This window comes from Mucilaginibacter sp. (assembly GCF_041663085.1).
In the GTDB taxonomy this organism is placed as follows: Bacteria; Bacteroidota; Bacteroidia; order Sphingobacteriales; family Sphingobacteriaceae; genus Mucilaginibacter.
Window position 1 is genome coordinate 1 of the sequence record NZ_JBAZRC010000106.1, and the last position, 16650, is coordinate 16650.

The 16650-nt window shown below is 42.0% G+C and carries 15 protein-coding genes; 7 read left to right on the plus strand and 8 right to left on the minus strand.

Features of this window, described 5'->3' with window-relative positions; genetic code table 11:
- Together WC615_RS16855 and WC615_RS16860 are read left to right on the plus strand one after the other, a co-directional pair.
- A partial coding sequence (locus WC615_RS16855; RefSeq protein WP_372979245.1) for a M1 family metallopeptidase occupies positions 1-634 on the plus strand: 634 nt, incomplete at its 5' end.
- A 207-nt stretch (positions 635-841) separates the two neighbouring features.
- Positions 842-1219, plus strand: a complete 378-nt coding sequence (locus tag WC615_RS16860; protein ID WP_372979246.1) for a hypothetical protein — start codon at positions 842-844, stop codon at positions 1217-1219.
- Between the two features lie 94 nt (positions 1220-1313).
- Here the strand turns inward: WC615_RS16860 and WC615_RS16865 are convergent, their stop codons facing one another.
- On the minus strand, positions 1314-1757 hold the full coding sequence (locus WC615_RS16865; RefSeq protein ID WP_372979247.1) for a cupin domain-containing protein: 444 nt from the start codon (positions 1755-1757) through the stop codon (positions 1314-1316).
- Between the two features lie 326 nt (positions 1758-2083).
- Between WC615_RS16865 and WC615_RS16870 the strand changes: the two genes are divergently transcribed.
- The 3 genes from WC615_RS16870 (at position 2084) to WC615_RS16880 (ending at position 4560) form a co-directional block, all read left to right on the plus strand.
- Positions 2084-3622, plus strand: a complete 1539-nt coding sequence (locus WC615_RS16870) for a YifB family Mg chelatase-like AAA ATPase (RefSeq protein ID WP_372979248.1) — start codon at positions 2084-2086, stop codon at positions 3620-3622.
- Positions 3622-4059: a hypothetical protein gene (locus WC615_RS16875; protein WP_372979249.1), complete on the plus strand. Its 438-nt coding sequence runs from the start codon at positions 3622-3624 to the stop codon at positions 4057-4059. The genes WC615_RS16870 and WC615_RS16875 overlap by 1 nt, the downstream gene beginning before the upstream one ends.
- A gap of 129 nt (positions 4060-4188) precedes the next feature.
- A complete protein-coding gene (locus tag WC615_RS16880) occupies positions 4189-4560 on the plus strand; it encodes a response regulator (protein ID WP_372979250.1) in 372 nt (123 codons plus the stop codon).
- A 66-nt stretch (positions 4561-4626) separates the two neighbouring features.
- Here the strand turns inward: WC615_RS16880 and WC615_RS16885 are convergent, their stop codons facing one another.
- Together WC615_RS16885 and WC615_RS16890 are read right to left on the minus strand one after the other, a co-directional pair.
- Complete coding sequence (locus WC615_RS16885) at positions 4627-7554, minus strand: TonB-dependent receptor domain-containing protein (RefSeq protein WP_372979251.1); 2928 nt, start codon at positions 7552-7554, stop codon at positions 4627-4629.
- 227 nt (positions 7555-7781) lie between these two features.
- Positions 7782-8495 (minus strand): hypothetical protein, encoded by a 714-nt coding sequence (locus WC615_RS16890; RefSeq protein WP_372979252.1) that lies wholly within the window; start codon positions 8493-8495, stop codon positions 7782-7784.
- 204 nt (positions 8496-8699) lie between these two features.
- Here WC615_RS16890 and WC615_RS16895 point away from each other — a divergent pair, with 204 nt between their 5' ends.
- On the plus strand, positions 8700-8972 hold the full coding sequence (locus tag WC615_RS16895) for a hypothetical protein (RefSeq protein WP_372979253.1): 273 nt from the start codon (positions 8700-8702) through the stop codon (positions 8970-8972).
- A gap of 105 nt (positions 8973-9077) precedes the next feature.
- On the opposite strand, the gene WC615_RS16900 is transcribed toward WC615_RS16895, so the two are convergent.
- The 3 genes from WC615_RS16900 to WC615_RS16910 all read right to left on the minus strand — a co-directional run bounded on the left by WC615_RS16900 (position 9078) and on the right by WC615_RS16910 (position 14161).
- On the minus strand, positions 9078-11693 hold the full coding sequence (locus WC615_RS16900) for a zinc-dependent metalloprotease (protein WP_372979254.1): 2616 nt from the start codon (positions 11691-11693) through the stop codon (positions 9078-9080).
- A gap of 94 nt (positions 11694-11787) precedes the next feature.
- Positions 11788-13026: an aspartyl protease family protein gene (locus tag WC615_RS16905; RefSeq protein WP_372979255.1), complete on the minus strand. Its 1239-nt coding sequence runs from the start codon at positions 13024-13026 to the stop codon at positions 11788-11790.
- Between the two features lie 112 nt (positions 13027-13138).
- Positions 13139-14161 carry a YihY/virulence factor BrkB family protein gene (locus WC615_RS16910; protein ID WP_372979256.1) on the minus strand — a complete coding sequence of 341 codons (1023 nt, stop codon included), beginning with the start codon at positions 14159-14161 and terminating at the stop codon, positions 13139-13141.
- A gap of 58 nt (positions 14162-14219) precedes the next feature.
- On the opposite strand from WC615_RS16910, the gene WC615_RS16915 reads away from it, so the two are divergent.
- Positions 14220-14834, plus strand: coding sequence for a histidine phosphatase family protein (locus tag WC615_RS16915; protein WP_372979257.1), 615 nt, complete (start codon positions 14220-14222; stop codon positions 14832-14834).
- On the opposite strand, the gene WC615_RS16920 is transcribed toward WC615_RS16915, so the two are convergent.
- Positions 14831-16057, minus strand: coding sequence for an alanine dehydrogenase (locus WC615_RS16920; protein ID WP_191175430.1), 1227 nt, complete (start codon positions 16055-16057; stop codon positions 14831-14833). The two genes, WC615_RS16915 and WC615_RS16920, sit on opposite strands and share 4 nt — an antisense overlap.
- 48 nt (positions 16058-16105) lie before the next feature.
- On the minus strand, positions 16106-16525 hold the full coding sequence (gene tsaE, locus WC615_RS16925; protein ID WP_372979258.1) for a tRNA (adenosine(37)-N6)-threonylcarbamoyltransferase complex ATPase subunit type 1 TsaE: 420 nt from the start codon (positions 16523-16525) through the stop codon (positions 16106-16108).
- Positions 16526-16650 lie beyond the last annotated feature (125 nt).

Consider the following 16650-nt stretch of genomic DNA (forward strand, 5'->3'; position numbering starts at 1 on the left):
AAGCTGGTGGCATGTATGGCTTAGCGAAGGCTTTGCTACCTACATGACCAACCTGTATATGGAAGGTACTTATGGGGCCGATACCCTAAAGAGCCGCCTCGCTGCCGACAGGAAAGCCATATTCAATTTTGAGAAAAAGCACATTGCTCTCGTAGTCGATTCAACCTTTAAGGGACCAATGATCAATATGCTGAATGATAACGCTTACCAAAAAGGCGGCTGGGTGCTGCACATGCTGCGCCGTAAAATTGGCGATACAGCCTTTTGGAAAGGTATTACGGCTTATTATAAACAATACAACGGCAGCAACGCTAATACCGAAGACCTAAGAATAGTAATGGAAAACGCCAGCAGTACCGATCTGAAACAGTTTTTTAACCAGTGGCTGCACGAAGCCGGCCACCCGCGTTTAAAAATAACCCGTGATTATAACGCAGCTGATAAAACCGTTGCTTTCCACATAGCTCAACTACAGGAAAAACCTTATCAGTTTACCCTGGAATGCCTGGTTGATGGCAAGCTATACAAAACAGAAGTAAAGAGCAATGCTGCCACCTTTATTGTACCTGTGGCATCGGATACGCCCATTATAAAGGTTGACCCTAATGTTAATCTGCTCGCGGAGTTTGATTAAACCTTCTATTTAATTGAATGTCTAAATTTAAATCTCGGTGTAATTTAGTTCCGAAAAATTGATTTTAACCTATATTAAATTTTGATAATTAAAATAATTCAAAACAATATATCTTTTTAAAATGTTTTTCGTATAATTGAACCATACAATAACCCGGATGGTTGTTGTGAGAATTAACCCGATCTGTTCACTTAATTTATTAGCATCATGACAAAGGCCTATCAATCCATTTATGTAAAGTTTTGCAGATGGAGCTTCAAAAATTTTGGTCAGGGTACATTGCCCCAGTTTAAATCATTGTTCAATGTAAGCTTTTTGCTGGTTGTGGTGTTAACAAATGCCATGCTGTTCACCAAACTTTTGGTAAACGCTAATTGGCTAAAAGTGGATATGACAGCTTATGTAGCCATTTTATTCGGCGCTGTAGGCTTCCTGCTGATCAATCATTTTATACTACTTAATAACCGCATGTTCAAAAAATTGAACGCCCGTTTGGCAACCATCAGTGTACATAACAAAAACCTGTTTTCGGTAGTGTTGCTGGTAAATGTAATATTTGCCTGTGGCCTTTGCTTTATCAGATAATAGTATAACCACATATAACAAAAGAGCACAGCACCTATTTATTTAGGCCTCTGTGCTTTTTTATTAAATATACTTATGCCCCGGCTATTATAACTTAAGCCAAAACTACTCCATTCCTTTTAGCCACATCGCGCATTACAGCAGGGTCTTTCCCAAATACCTTAACGCTAAGGCACAGGTCTTTTAAAAAGTTTTCCTGGCCAAAAGGAGTAATAGTTATCAGCAATTTACCGGTTTGGGTGCCTGCATTCTTAAAGTTATGCAACACACCACGTGGGATAAAAATATTGCATCCTTTTTCGGCTTCGTATTTTTCGCCATCGGCAAACAGTATAAACTTGCCATCGGCAACAAAAATCACTTTGTCTTCGCGGGTGGAAACATGGGGTGTAGAGCAGGCGCCTACACTTATCTCTTCTTCAATAATAGTAAGGTGGCCTCCGCTGCATTCAGTACTCAGGATCACACTCTTGCGTGTGCCGGTCATTTCTATATTTTCACCCGTTTGAGGCTGGTTATAGTTCATAGTAGATATCATTGTATTAACGTTTTGGTAATAATATGACGGAGGTTGTACGCTAAGTGTTACAGATACACTTAGAAAATGTTATGTGTTTAAACGGGTAATAGGCTGTTAAACAGCCGCTCCGCATTAGGGAGGCAGCGGAGACCGGCCCGGCTCAATGCATTGTGCGCGTATAAGCGGAGAACTCCTGGTCAAAGGCAATGCTCATTTTTAATAGTATCTCCCTATAAAGTGCTTTAAAATAGAGTGCAACTATCACTCGGATCTCTGCGAGAAACAAAAATCTCCTCCACCCCTCAAATAAATTCTATATCTTTCGCATAACAAAACTCTATCACGTGTTAGTTAAAACCTTTGGAAGTGCGGTTTATGGTATCCAGGCTATTACCATTACAATTGAAGTGAATATTGCGGCGGGTACCAAATATTTTATTGTTGGCCTGCCAGATGTAGCCGTTAAAGAAAGCTATTTCAGGATAGAATCGGCACTTAAAAACTGTGGTTATCGCATGCCACGCCAGCAGGTTGTTGTGAATATGGCCCCAGCCGATATCAAAAAGGAAGGCTCAGCGTACGATCTCACCATTGCTACGGGTGTTTTAGCCGCATCCGGCCAGATAGAAGCCGAAGAACTGGACAAATACCTCATCATGGGCGAGCTTTCGCTTGATGGCGGCCTGCAACCCATAAAAGGCGCGTTGCCCATTGCCATACAGGCCCGTAAAGAAGGTTTTAAGGGATTTATATTACCCAAACAAAACGCCCGCGAAGCCGCCATTGTAGATAACCTTGAGGTTTATGGTGTTGAAAATATAAAACAGGTAGCCGACTTTTTTAATGGCGACACCACCCTGCAACCGGAGGTTGTTAATACCCGCGATGAATTTTACAACAGCCTTACCGCTTACGACAGTGATTTTAGCGAAGTGCGTGGGCAGGAAAATATTAAGCGTGCCCTGGAAATTGCCGCGGCAGGCGGCCATAATGTGATACTGATAGGCCCGCCCGGGGCTGGTAAAACCATGCTGGCACGCAGGCTGCCATCTATATTGCCACCGCTAAGCCTGCACGAATCGTTAGAGACCACCAAGATCCATTCGGTAGCAGGGAAGCTTTCGGCTGCCGATGCGTTGGTAACCACAAGGCCATTCCGCTCGCCACACCATACCATAAGCGATGTAGCACTGGTTGGCGGCGGCACTAACCCGCAGCCTGGTGAAATTTCGCTGGCACACAATGGCGTATTATTTTTGGATGAACTCCCGGAGTTTAAACGCAGCGCGCTTGAAGTAATGCGCCAACCGCTGGAAGAAAGGCGGGTAACTATATCACGAGCCAAGTTTACGGTTGATTACCCCAGCAGCTTTATGCTAGTTGCTTCTATGAATCCCTGCCCTTGCGGGTACTATAATCACCCCGAAAAAGAATGTATTTGCCCGCCGGGTATGGTGCAGAAATATTTGAGTAAGATCTCGGGTCCGCTGCTTGACAGGATTGACCTGCATGTGGAAGTAACGCCGGTAAATTTTAATGAGCTATCATCAGAACGGCTGGCCGAAAAAAGTGAACTGATACGCGAAAGGGTGATAAAAGCCCGCGAAGTACAGATACAGCGCTTCGGTGAACGGCCCGATTTGCATGCCAATGCACAAATGAGCCCGCAAATGGTAAGGGATATTTGCAAGATAACACCTGCCGGACAAACGCTGTTAAAAAAGGCTATGGAGAAACTGGGCTTATCTGCACGCGCTTATGACCGTATACTAAAAGTTGCCCGCACCATTGCCGATTTAGCCGGTAGTGACGAAATATTATTAGAACACCTGGCCGAAGCCATACATTTTAGGAGCCTGGACAGAGACGGTTGGGCAGGGTAATGGAAAAGGAACAGAACATAACAGGTGCTATTACACTTAAGTTTAAAATATACTTCACAAACTGGATAAACGTTGTGGGTATAGCAACAGGCACATACCTGTTTGTAATAATAAGTGAAGTACTTAAAACAGGTATCTCGGCGCTTCCGCAATTGCTTATTATGGTGCTGCTTACAATTGTGCTATACGGCGGGGTTTTCTTTACAGGCCTTTTAATAGGCATGTTATTGCTTGATCTGATCCTGATGAACCATAACACAAAACACCTTAGGTTAAAACTTATAATTGAATGGGCAGTTATCAGTGCGCCCCTTACTTATTGGTTGGTAATATATTCGGAATGGATATTTCTCACAGCGGTTATCTGTTTTTTTATAGCACAGCTTATAAGGGAGAAGCGAATTTTAAAACTACTGGCACAAACAGGCCTTCGTTAATAGTTATGGAGGGCGTTATTTTAATTAGCATTATACCCCGCGCTTAACCGGTTCATGCCTTTTATATCTCTAATTAAAAAATTTGCTTTTTTTAAAACTTATTTATAGCTTCACCCCTCTACATTACCCATGAACGACAAAGTAAAAAAGATCATCATTTTTGACGATGATGAGGACATCCTATCTATTTGTAGTTATATTTTAGAAGAGCAGGGATGGGAGGTTCACACCTTTACAGATTGCAATGATATTATTGAAAAAGTTGCCGGTATTTTCCCCGATGTAATATTGATGGATAACTGGATACCTGATGTGGGGGGCATTAATGCTACCCAAACCCTAAAAAAAGATGAAACACTAAAGCAGATCCCCGTAGTGTATTTTTCTGCCAACAGCGATATTCAACTACTTGCCGACCATGCAGGTGCCGAATCATACCTGGCCAAACCGTTTGACCTGGAAGACCTGGAAAGGGTTATCAACTCTGTACTGGTTCATTAACAAAAAAATATAAAGCATAAAAAAGCCATCCGTTAATTAACGGATGGCTTTTGTTTTTTATATGGTTTACATTGGGCCACCACCGCCCCGAGGAGGGCCACCCGGGCCACCGCCGCCCCTAAAGCCCCTGTCGGGATTAGACGGTGCCTTGCCCGAGAATTTCTGCAGGCGGAAAGTAAAGGTTAACAGGTAATAACGGCCAAGCCTGTTTACATTTGTTTGTGTAACAGTTCTACCGTTGGTAACGGTAGAGAAACCTGTATTCTCGTTAAATAAATCGTATGCTGCAAAACGTAAGGTACCACGGTGGTCTTTTAAAAACCTGCGCTCTACATAAGCATTAAAAATATTAGGGTTTTTAATATTAATACTGCTTGAGTACCCATAGTTTAATGTTTTGGTATAATCGTAGCTTAAGGTCCAGTCTTTCCACACGTAGTTTTTTCCGTTGATCCCCAGATCAAGAGAGCGGATATTGGTATTTTGATTGGTTAACGGCGTGTTTAAAGAATTGTCGGTTTTATTCAGCGAATATCTGGAGAATATCTCTGCATCTATCACATCTGTAATATTCGTTCTAAAACGCAATTGCGGCGCAAAAGTTAAAGTTTTAGCAATATTTTTTTCAATAGGTGTAATATTGTTTTCAGCATCAACACTTTGCGAGTAGCCAATGTTATTAGTATAGTTTACCTGCCCACCAAATATTAAAGTATACTTACGTTCGCTCCATGGTTTCGAGTAAAGGAAATTAGCACCGGCAGAATAGTAGCCATCTGAATTTAAATATCTGATTAGCGTTGTGTTTTGATAGTTTTTTAAAGAAGGATCTGCCGCTAAGGTTGCAGCGGTAAATTTAGGTGCATAGCTAATAATATTCTGCACTATTTTATGATCGGTTTGGGTATAGTTTAAACCTATCAGGAAGATATTGCCTGTTTGAAAACTAAATGCATTATAACGTAACGATACATTGTTCGTAAATTCTGGTTTCAGGTTAGGATTACCTTGTACCGGGTACAACGCATTAGAGAAATCGGTAACGGGTTGCAGCTGGTTAAACGCAGGCTGATTACTACTGCCGTTGTAATTAAAGCGTAACGATTGGCTGCGGCTGAAATTGTAGTTAAAACTTGCTGCCGGGATGATATTAAATGTAGACACGCTTGTAGATACATTATTCATCAGGTTTATGCCATCAAGTTTTGATGGCTGGCCACCAACACCCAGGGTTAAGTTGTACTTTTTTTCAACAATACGGTAGTTAAGGCCAAAACGGTTTGTAGTAAATGTATAATTATAATTATTGCTTAACAGGTCGTACCTGTGATACAAATCAGGCGTTGAAGTGTAAAGGGTATCTGTTTCTTTATCGCTCGATGTAAAGGTATGATTAAGTGCGTAATTAAACTCCAGGAATGATACCTTACCAATAGGCTCCTGATATGATAAGTTTACACCATAAGTATTTGTACGGCTATCGGTGTAAATCACCTGGTTCTCCGGTGCGGTTGGGATACCTACTGTATAGTTATTAATAGGATTATCATACGCATTATTTTTATTGGTGCTTGCATTAAAACCAATGTTTAAATTACGCTTGCTATTTTTAAAACGATGGTTAAAAAAACCTGTTAAGCCATAATTTGGAGCAGTTGAGGTACTAATGGTGGTTGATGTATAAGCCAGATTGGTAACATTGTCGCGTATTAACGATTGATTGTCAACACTGTTTACGTCAGTACCTGCATAGCTAAATGTAGGCGTAACTTTTAAATAGTTAAGGGTGTCGGGCTTCCACTCCAAGTTAAAGTTAAACCTGTGGTTGGTTGGTGTGCTGGTTTCCTGGCTTTGCTGGGTGCTGGTACTTGGGTTGGCCGAGCTGTTGGTTTGTAACGTGGTAGAATTGGTAAAAGTAGTATTATTACTAAAGCTATAACTACCATATACCGATAAGTTTTTACCCCACTGATCTCTAAAGTTTAACCCTATAGAACGGGCATTTGTTATACCATTCGCATTGGTAGTAGAACCCGTAGAACCGCCACGCAACGCGTTACCACGGCCACCGCCGCCGCCAAAACCACCACCGCCCGCAGCGCCGCCTGTGGCACTACCGTAGCTAAAAGTGTTAACGTTGGTGTTATTAAGGTTACCAAGTACTGAGATCTGCTGATCGCCTTTAAACTTGAAGAAATTCAACAAGCCTATGTAACGGTTAGCGTTAGTTACACCCGGTTCTTTAGGTAGCAAATCTGAGCCATCGCCGGCAGTTGCCTGGCCAAAATATCCGTAATTTTTATCCTTACGGATGGTAAGATTCAATATTTTATTTGGCTCGCCGGTTTTTACACCGGTAAGGTTTGCCTGGTCGCCGTAATCGTCAATTATCTGTACACTTTCAATTACATCTGCAGGCAGGTTTTTAGTAGCGCTTTGTACATCACCCCCAAAAAAATCTTTACCATTTACACGCACTTTGGTAATTTGCTTACCCTGCGATGATACCGTACCATCTGTAGCTACATCTACACCGGGTATCTTTTTAAGCACATCCTCAATAGGCGCATTTTCGCGTACTTTATAGGCCGCTACAGAATACTGAACCGTATCTTCTTTAAAAACCACCGGGTTAACGCCCACAATGGTAACTACACCAAGTTGTTTGGTTGCCGATCTTAGCACTATAGGGTCAAGCACAACAGGCTTTCCATCGCCGTGCAAAGTATAATGCTTGATCAGGCCTTCAAAACCTATTGAACTTACGGTTAATGTTATCTTATTTCCTTTTACCGATGGAAAGGTAAACTTACCGTTAACATCGGCAATGGTAACGCTGCTATCACCAAGCTCGGTGCGTATTTTAACATTACTACCCGGAAGGGTTAATTTGGTAGTATCCACAACAGAGCCACTTACCGGCCGTGCGGTTTGCGCGGCAGATATGGAGATATTTAAGCAAACAAATGCTAATATTAAATAAAGGTACTTCATGATATTTTAATAACGTAAGGGTATGTTATACATGCTTGTACAAGCATATATTGTACAAATGTTCACTTTATTCGGTTTATATATTTAATAATCATAGCATTGTTACATATTTAAATATGTAAATAATAGAATTGTTACACTACCAAATAAAAAGCCCTGCAAATGCAGGGCTTTTTATAATTTTTAATTATAAAACTGTACGTATTTATATACAAATGTTTAATATATCAGTTCAACCTAAAGGCTGATGCCACCTGGTTAAAGTTTCTAACGTTTAAACCAGGGTGTGTTACAGATAAAGTAGTGAGTGATGTACCCGATATTACAACAACCCTGAAATCTAAATTCGAGCCTGTAAAGTTGGCCTTGATATCTACATAGCCAACGCCATAGTTAGATAAGGCAAGTGTACGGTCGGCTTCGGCGTATGGCAAAGCATAATAACCGGTAGTTGTGCCGCTCACTCTAAAGTACACTAGTACTATACCACTGTTAACAACATCTGCCGTTATTGCCGGTATTGAAAACCGGGTTAAACCCGTTAAAGTGACACTTTTATTTAGCAATAAAAAGCTTTGTGCGTTTGCACCATCCTGACCATTTTGGCCTGTAGGGCCTTGTGGGCCAGCTGGCCCGGCGGGGCCTTGCGGGCCTGTTGCCCCGGTAGCGCCCGTTGCCCCGGTAGCGCCGGTTGCACCTGTGGGGCCTTGCGGGCCTGTTGCACCCGTAGCGCCCGTTGCACCGGTAGATCCGGCCGGGCCTTGTGGGCCGGTAGCACCCGTAGCCCCTTGTGGCCCAGCTGCGCCGGTAGCACCGGTAGAACCCTTATCTCCTTTTTCGCCTGCCACACCTTGTGGCCCCGGGGTTGTAGATTTTTTACAGGCACTTACGCTTAGAAGGCCAAATGCTATAGCAATTATTAAAAGTCTATTTTTTTTCATACTTATTTTGTGAGTGTTATCAACTTGTACGGGGTTGTACTCATTTAGTTTCAAAAATTAATTTGTGCGGAAATAATTTTCTTTATAGTGACTGGAAAGGGTTGCAGATATCCACATTGACTATCAACCTATGTTTAAAACCCTTATATTCAATACGAAACATTTGATGTGCTTTTTTCGTTAAACATTAAAAACATTTAACCTATGAATAATTTTAAAGGCTCATTGCATAATAAAGTGCATAAGTGGATCGATGCTATTGGCTTTAGGCTAAATACGTCGCAAACGCATAAAAAAAGTAAGATAACCACCAATCATTATTTTTTTGAAACCTTTAATTTTTTTGAAAAATGGAAGGATGATGATCACGCCAAGGCAAAATTTTTATGCTTTGATACTTATGGAGAGAAAGTAAGCGTTAAAACTTTATTAGATCTGCAAACGGCTTTTTTTGAAAATATAAGTCAACTTAAATAATACCCGCTGCCCGCGACCAGCGGCTTCTGAATAATATTACAAATACAAAAAAACGCCTCCGCTAATAGCAGAGGCGTTTTTTTATGCCTTATAAAAGGTAATATATTATTTTGTTTGCGGGAAGCAATCAGTATCTGCCTGCGGGGCATCGTCAGCTAAACGGCCCGGGGCACCGCCGCCTGCTATATTAACTACAGGGCGGGTTGGGTACAGTGCTTCTTTTATACGTAAACGCAAATCGGCGTAATGCGCTGTGGTTAACGCGTCGCCTCCTTTTGGCAGGGCTGTGCTTATTTTAGTAAGCTCGGCACGTACCATTGGCCTGATGTCAGACAGGGCAATATTTATAGGCGTTAAACCAATACCGGCTAACTGTGCTGGTGTAGCACCAGGGAAACTTGGGCTTGCGTCTTCGTTAAGCAGGCTTTTCAACCTGTCAACATAACCGCGCTGCAGGTTACGCTTAAACTCGTCAGGTGTACCGGTGGTAAATATACCGCCGCGCAGGTCATTAAACATATCGGCAACGGTATAAGCAGCTGCACCATTTTTTGATTGGTTATCAAACATACGGGCCATGCGCGATGCATTCAGCACATTTGCTACCGAGTTAACCTGTAAAGCCTTAATCCGGCCTATAATAACGCCATTATCAAATTTGCTCAGCTCTTCTCCGTTTATAAGCCATTTTGGTGTAGTAAATACCTGCTGGTTTAAAAATACAACCGCATCATGCTGCAGGTTTTTATTTATAAAACCATAAACCGGGCCTTTTTGATCGTACGTTTTAAAGTTTTCGTTCATGCCACCAATGTTCATGGTAACGTGGCCTATGTAACGGTTATACTGGCCAATAACTTCGTTATATAAGGTTTGTACATCGTCATAATCCTCCCCTTTCTGAAAGGTCCATTTTTCGATGTTCGGTAATATCCTTTTTAAATTGGCAATACCATAAGTACTGGCTTTCATGGCGTTATCGCCCAGGTCTTCATTTTGTAAACGCGGGTCGATAGAAGTGCCTTGCCTGCCGAAGTAGTATAATGGGTCGCCTGCTTTTTCTTTAGTCCAAACATCCAGCATCTCTTTTTCTTGAGTAGGTGTTTTCTTGCCCGGGAAATAGCTGTATCCCCATTTAACAGACCAAAGGTCATACTCGCCAATTTGCGGGTACAGGTGGGTTACACCGTCGCCAGGCTGGGCAATGTAATTAAAGCGGGCATAGTCCATAATTGATGGTGCTGTGCCATGCTTATCTGTGAATGATTTTGAACGAAGCGAATCAACCGGGTAAGCGTAGCTCGAGCCAAAGTTATGCGGCAGTCCCAAAGTGTGGCCAATTTCATGCGATGATACAAAACGGATCAATTCGCCCATTTGCGCATCGGTAAATTTAGCCATACGTACATTAGGGTTAATAGCAGCAGTTTGTATAAAGAACCAGTTACGCAACAGGCTCATTACGTTATGGTACCAGCCTACGTGGCTCTCCAGTATCTCGCCGCTGCGAGGGTCGGAAATATGCGGGCCGTATGCATTCTGTACATCAGATGCAAAGTACCTTAAAACGCTATACCTCGCATCCTCTGTGCTAAACTCAGGGTCTTCTTTAGCGGTTGGGGCTTCTTTACCAACAATGGCGTTTTTAAAACCGGCAGCTTCAAAAGCTTTGTTCCAGTCGTTAACACCGGCAATAAGGTATGGTACCCATTTTTTAGGTGTAGCAGGATCTATATAATAAACAATTTGTTTTTTGGGCTCAACTAACTCACCACGTGAATAAGCCGCTTCATCTTTAGGCTCAAGTTTCCAGCGGTGTATATATGCGGTTGCTTCTGCTTTTTGGGCATCGGTTCCATAATCTGTTTGGCCCTGGCCAAAAAAGCCAACCCGGCTATCCATCAAACGCGCTTTCATTGGCGTTTTTGGTAATAATAGCATAGATGTGTTCAACTCAAAGGTTAAAGCCCCGTTGGTATTATCGGTTGGCGATTCGGCTGCACGGTATGTTTTAAGCGTACGGGTCTCCACATTAAGCGGGAAGCTTTTTATAGTGTCAATATATGAGCGGGCATTATCAACTCCTGTAATTTTGTAAAGCTTTTTTATATTATCTGGCAGGCCAATAGCAGCAACATCGCCATTATACAGGTCGGTAACATCAATTAATACACCGGTAGTGTCTTTGTTATAGGCTTTAATATCAAACGAGGCCAGGATGGCATCAAGGTTTGAGTTTTTTACAGATTGGTACATATCACTGGTACTATCAGCTCTTACCGAGTAGCTTGGTACGCGTACAAAGATCTGTTTGTCGTGGCGCTGCCATTTCCAAACCTGGTTGTTAACTTCTTCGCCGCCATATTGTTGGCCAAAAGATTTTAAGCCCGTTGGTGTTTTTACAAACCTTGTAACAACAAGCATTTCGCGACTTAAAAGGCTATCGGGTATTTCAAAATAATACTTACCATCAATTTTATAAGTATTGAAAAGGCCGGCATCGGCTTTGGTTTTCCCAACCAGATCGCTAAATTTTTTGATGCCTTCTTTTTTACCGGCGCCTATAGTGGCTGTAGCGGTAGAGCCGCCCGGTGTAGCTGTGGTTTTTAAGGTGAGGGTACGGTCGGCCGTTTGCTTTTTTGTAGCGCACGAGCTTGCTATGGTTGCTATAGCAAAAACGGCCACCTGCAGGTATGTATTTACCCGTAAAGTTTTGTTCATTGTTAAATTAATTAGTAAGTCAAGGATAAAATTATGGATTATATTGATGAGAATGCTTACGCAACAAATTAGTTACGTTTCAATAAAAAAACAGTTATATGCGTCGCTTTAAGGAGATGATAACTCGGTCGTACTTTTTATCATGATAAATCTCAAGTAGCAGGCTACGCTCGGCCGTTTTGAAATAAGAGTCGATCTCTTCAGCGCTCATTTTTGATACTGGTTTAAAGTTAATAGATGTTATTTCGTCATCCTTTATCAGGCCTATCTCATCGGCAGGCGAGCCTGGGGCCACGCGGCCTATAATTAAATGTGCAAGATTATCGCCGGCCATAAAGTATTCAATGCCACTCATATCATGCTCAAAAGGCAGACTGAATTTTTCGTTTGATTTTAGATAAAGCAGGTTATTGGTATAATCAAATATCAGGTTAAAGCGTTTTAATATCCCTATGCCGATATTGCCATCACGCGGTACATTGAATGTTCTTTGCACATAATCTTTATCGGGAAAGGAAGTGATCACATTCTTTATTTTATAACTCCCTAACTCAACTTCTTTAAGCCGGCTTAAGTAACCAGTAATGGGCCCGTTTAGCGCCACGCCTAAATTGGCCTGGATAGATTTTTTTGGCAGCCCATGCTTTTGAAGCATATTCTCCAGCGAGATGGGGTGCCCTGCGCCCAGATCTATTATAAATTTATTTTGCGATTTGGTGCCGTCGGGGAAACTTACATTGGTTAGCAGGTATGGTTTACGGTCTTCAATAGTAATGGGCACCTTTTGGCTCTTTTTAAAAGGCTTAAGGTCTTTAGGGTAGCAAACATTAATTATGCTATCGGTAAAGTTTATCTTAACCGCCAGCGAACTAAAAAACTCGTACCCTAAAAGCCCGTGTATAGGCATGCCTACATAACCCGACAAGTTAAAAACATCAGTTTTTAATATAGCTGCCGATACATTATTACTTTTAAGGCCGGGGATAGCAATATCTAAAGGAGGTGTTACATATGCCTCATAGGCATCCCCTTCTCCCAGGCCCGAAAGTTTTATGGTGCGTTTGTGGGTTACGTTTATCGAATCTACCAGTTTTGGCTCAGTAACGATCATCAGGCCCACACCTGTATCTAATATAAAGTTGAATGGGCCTTTGTTATTGATACTGAGCTTTATCACCATCATGTTACGAACAAGCCTGAAAGGAATGTTCACACTTTTGCGGCCGCTATCAAGCTCAAAAGACTGAGCGCTTGCCGATAAAAAAAGGCAACTTAATATGGCGCTAAACCATATATGTTTAAACTTTGGATATTTATATAGACCGGCTAACACCTGGTTTGAATTGGAAGCTAAAGCTACGTTATTTTTTTATAAAATAACAGCAGGGCTAACCAGGTTCAAAAATTACAGGTGCCTAATTGCACCGTCAGTACCTTAGGCATTATTATATTTTTTTAGCATCCTTGCCGTCGTCACATTTAAGTGCACCTTCCAGTTCCGGATTCTGCAGAGGCATGCGCTTAGTTGTCCTTTCTACTTCGGTTTGTTGTATTACTACCGCGTATTCAGCCGGTTCAATGTGGCTGCCACGAGCTTCGGCATATACCTGTGTAAATTCGGCTCCTATATATAAAATTGCGGCTGTATAATATATCCACACTAAAATTACGATAAGGGAACCCGCGGTGCCGTATACAGAACCCTGTGCGGTATACTGAATGTATAAGCTGATGATATACTGCCCAATAATGAATAAGATTGCGGTAAATATGGCGCCCGATCGTACATCCTTCCATTTTATTTTAACATCGGGTAACACCTTAAATATAATACCGAACAATACCGAAATAACAAGCAGTGTTATACCAAAATTAACGGTGAATAAAAATGTTTCCCCAACAACGCCTGCAATGCTTTTCCCTAATAACCGGGGCAAAAATGCTACTATCTTATCACTAATAGCACTGATGATAATATTTACCAGTAGGGATGCCAGTAATAAAAAGCCGAGGCTCACAATCAATGAAAAAGAAAGAAACCTGTTTTTCAACATTTTAACCCACCCTTTTTTAGGCTTGGCTTTTACGCGCCATATAGTATTAAGCGAGTCTTGTATTTCAATAAAAATACTGCTGGCACCAAGCAACAGTGTAACGATGCTTATCCCCAGGCCTATTCCGCTTTTGCCTGTAATATCCTGCGAATTCATGGTGCTTTGAATCTGAAGGGTTCCCTGCTTGCCTATATAATGTTGTATCTGGTCGTAAAAATCTTTTCTGTAACTATCATCCTTTAAAAAAATGCCCGCAAGGGATAATATTAATAACAGCAAAGGCGCTAATGAAAAAACGGTATAGTAGGCTAATGATGCACTAAGCTTTAAGCCATTGTCATTAGAGAAACCGCTAAATGTGGCGATCAATACTTTCCATAGCTGTTTTAAATATTCTTTGCTAAAAAATTTCATATCAAAAATCGAATATATTTGTTAGTACCTTGTTCTTAATAACAGATAACACCATTTTATGAAAAATGTAATAATACCTGCCAACTTTTTTAAGTTATTATTAATTTGCCTGTTACTAAGCAATTTTAGTGCCTTGGCTCAAAAAACCAATATATGGATAGTACGCCACGCCGAAAAAGTGACCACCATTGCCAAAGATGACGACCCTGTTTTAACTGTAGCCGGCCAAAAACGTGCCGAAGCTTTAGCTAAAGAGTTAAAGGGTGATCATATAAAAGCTATATACGTTACCAGGTATAAGCGTACCGGTTTAACAGCCAGGCCACTGGCTTATAAAGCCAAATTACTGCCAAGGGTGTATGACGCCGATACGGCTGTTGTAAAACAGTTTGCCAAAAATATTCTAAAGAATTTTAGAGGGAGTAATGTTTTAATTATAGGGCACTCTAACACTCTGATGCCGTTGCTGAATGCCTTTGGTGCAGAAATGCCTTTTGTGGGGCTTGATGAAGAAGATTACGATATGCTTTTTAAAGTAACTATTAAGGATAACGGCAAGGTGGAACTGGCTATAGATTACTACGGCGAGAAACACCACGCCAATGAGATCCCTGAAAAATATCAGCCCGAAATAAACCACCCGGAAAGCGTAAGGCCTTTTACTAACTACTAATGGTTTGATACCACCAGCAGGTCGAGGTCTTTACTTGGGATAGAGAAGCGCTCGCCCATATGCTTATTGGTAAGGTGGCCCTGGTATATATATACCGCGTTGCGGATACCCGCTTTTTGCCAGATTACATTTTTAAGGCTGCCCTGCTCGCCTATATCTAATAATATGGGCGCAAAAATGTTTGTTAAGGCATAAGTAGCTGTACGGGCCACACGCGATGCAATATTAGGTACGCAGTAGTGGATAACATCATACTTGCGGAAAACCGGATGGGTATGGTTAGTAACTTCAGACGTTTCAAAACAGCCCCCCTGGTCAATGCTTACATCAATAATAACCGAGTTGGGCTTCATGCGGCTAACCGTAGCCTCAGATACGATCTGCGGGCTGCGGCCATCATCAGCCCGGATAGCACCGATAGCCACATCACAGGTGGTAATTGCCTTTTCAAGTACAATGGGCTGCACTACAGATGTAAATACCCGCGTGCCAATATTATTTTGCAGGCGGCGCAGTTTATAAATAGATGGGTCAAAAACTTTTACCTCGGCGCCTAATGATATAGCGGTACGTGCGGCGTATTCGCCAACAGTGCCGGCGCCAATAATAACAATTTCTGTTGGGGGCACACCTGTTATGCCACCCAGCATCAGGCCTTTGCCTTCAAAAATATTGCTCAGGTATTCGGCCGCTATTAGTACCGATGTAGCGCCTACAATTTCGCTCATGGCGCGCACAACGGTAAGCGATCCGCCTTCGTCCTCCAGATGCTCAAAGCAAAGGGCGGTTATCTTTTTTTTCATTAAAGCGTGCAGGCAATCCGCTTTTAAGGTTGATAGCTGCAGGGCAGAGATCAACAACTGGCCGGGTTTCATCATTTCTATTTCCTCCTTGGTAGGCGGAGCTATTTTGATGATGATATCGGCTTCATAAACTTTTTTGGTATCGTAAACTATCTGGGCACCCTGTTCACTGTAATTGGTATCAGTAAAGTTGGCGGCCTGGCCGGCGTTGCTTTCCAGCATTACCTCGTGGCCGTTGTTGATGAGCAACGCTACCGATAATGGGGTAAGCGGGATGCGGTTCTCCTGGAAGGAAACCTCCTTGGGAATGCCTATGTAAAGCTTGTTCTTTTTGCTCTTAACTTCCAGCATCGACTCCTGAGGCTGCATCATTGCCTGTTTGGCAACATCTGAAAACCCGCTGTATTTCCCTGTACTCATGATACGTTAATTTTCCGGCTGATGAAGATAAGAAAAAAACAGGTTTGATTATGAAATGTTTTCAACTGTTATTTGCCTTGAGGTTGCATCTAAAACATGGATGCGCACGCCGGTGTAGCTATCCGGAATAAGGTTTGCTATCTTCTCGGGCCATTCTATAAAACAATAATTGCCCGAGTAAAAGTATTCTTCGTAGCCCATATCCAGCGCTTCGCTCTGGTCTTTTAACCGGTAAAAATCAAAGTGATAAACCGGTCCATTGTTGCTTTCATATTCGTTTACTATAGAAAATGTAGGGCTGGTAACCGAATCACTAACGCCCAATTCTTCGCAAAGCGATTTGATGAGCGTTGTTTTCCCTGCCCCCATATCGCCGTAAAAAAGGAATATGCGGGTATCGCCGGCAAATTGTAAGATCTCTGCCGCGGTTTTTGGCAGGTCGGTAGTGGATGTGGTGTGTAAGTCCAATCTTTATTATTTAAAGCGTCATTGCGAGCATAGCGCGGCAATCATCGACATATATGTAACCTACATTTCTATCGGGAGATTGCTTCGTTCCTCGCAATGACGGGTTGAATTAATGCTTCAAAAAT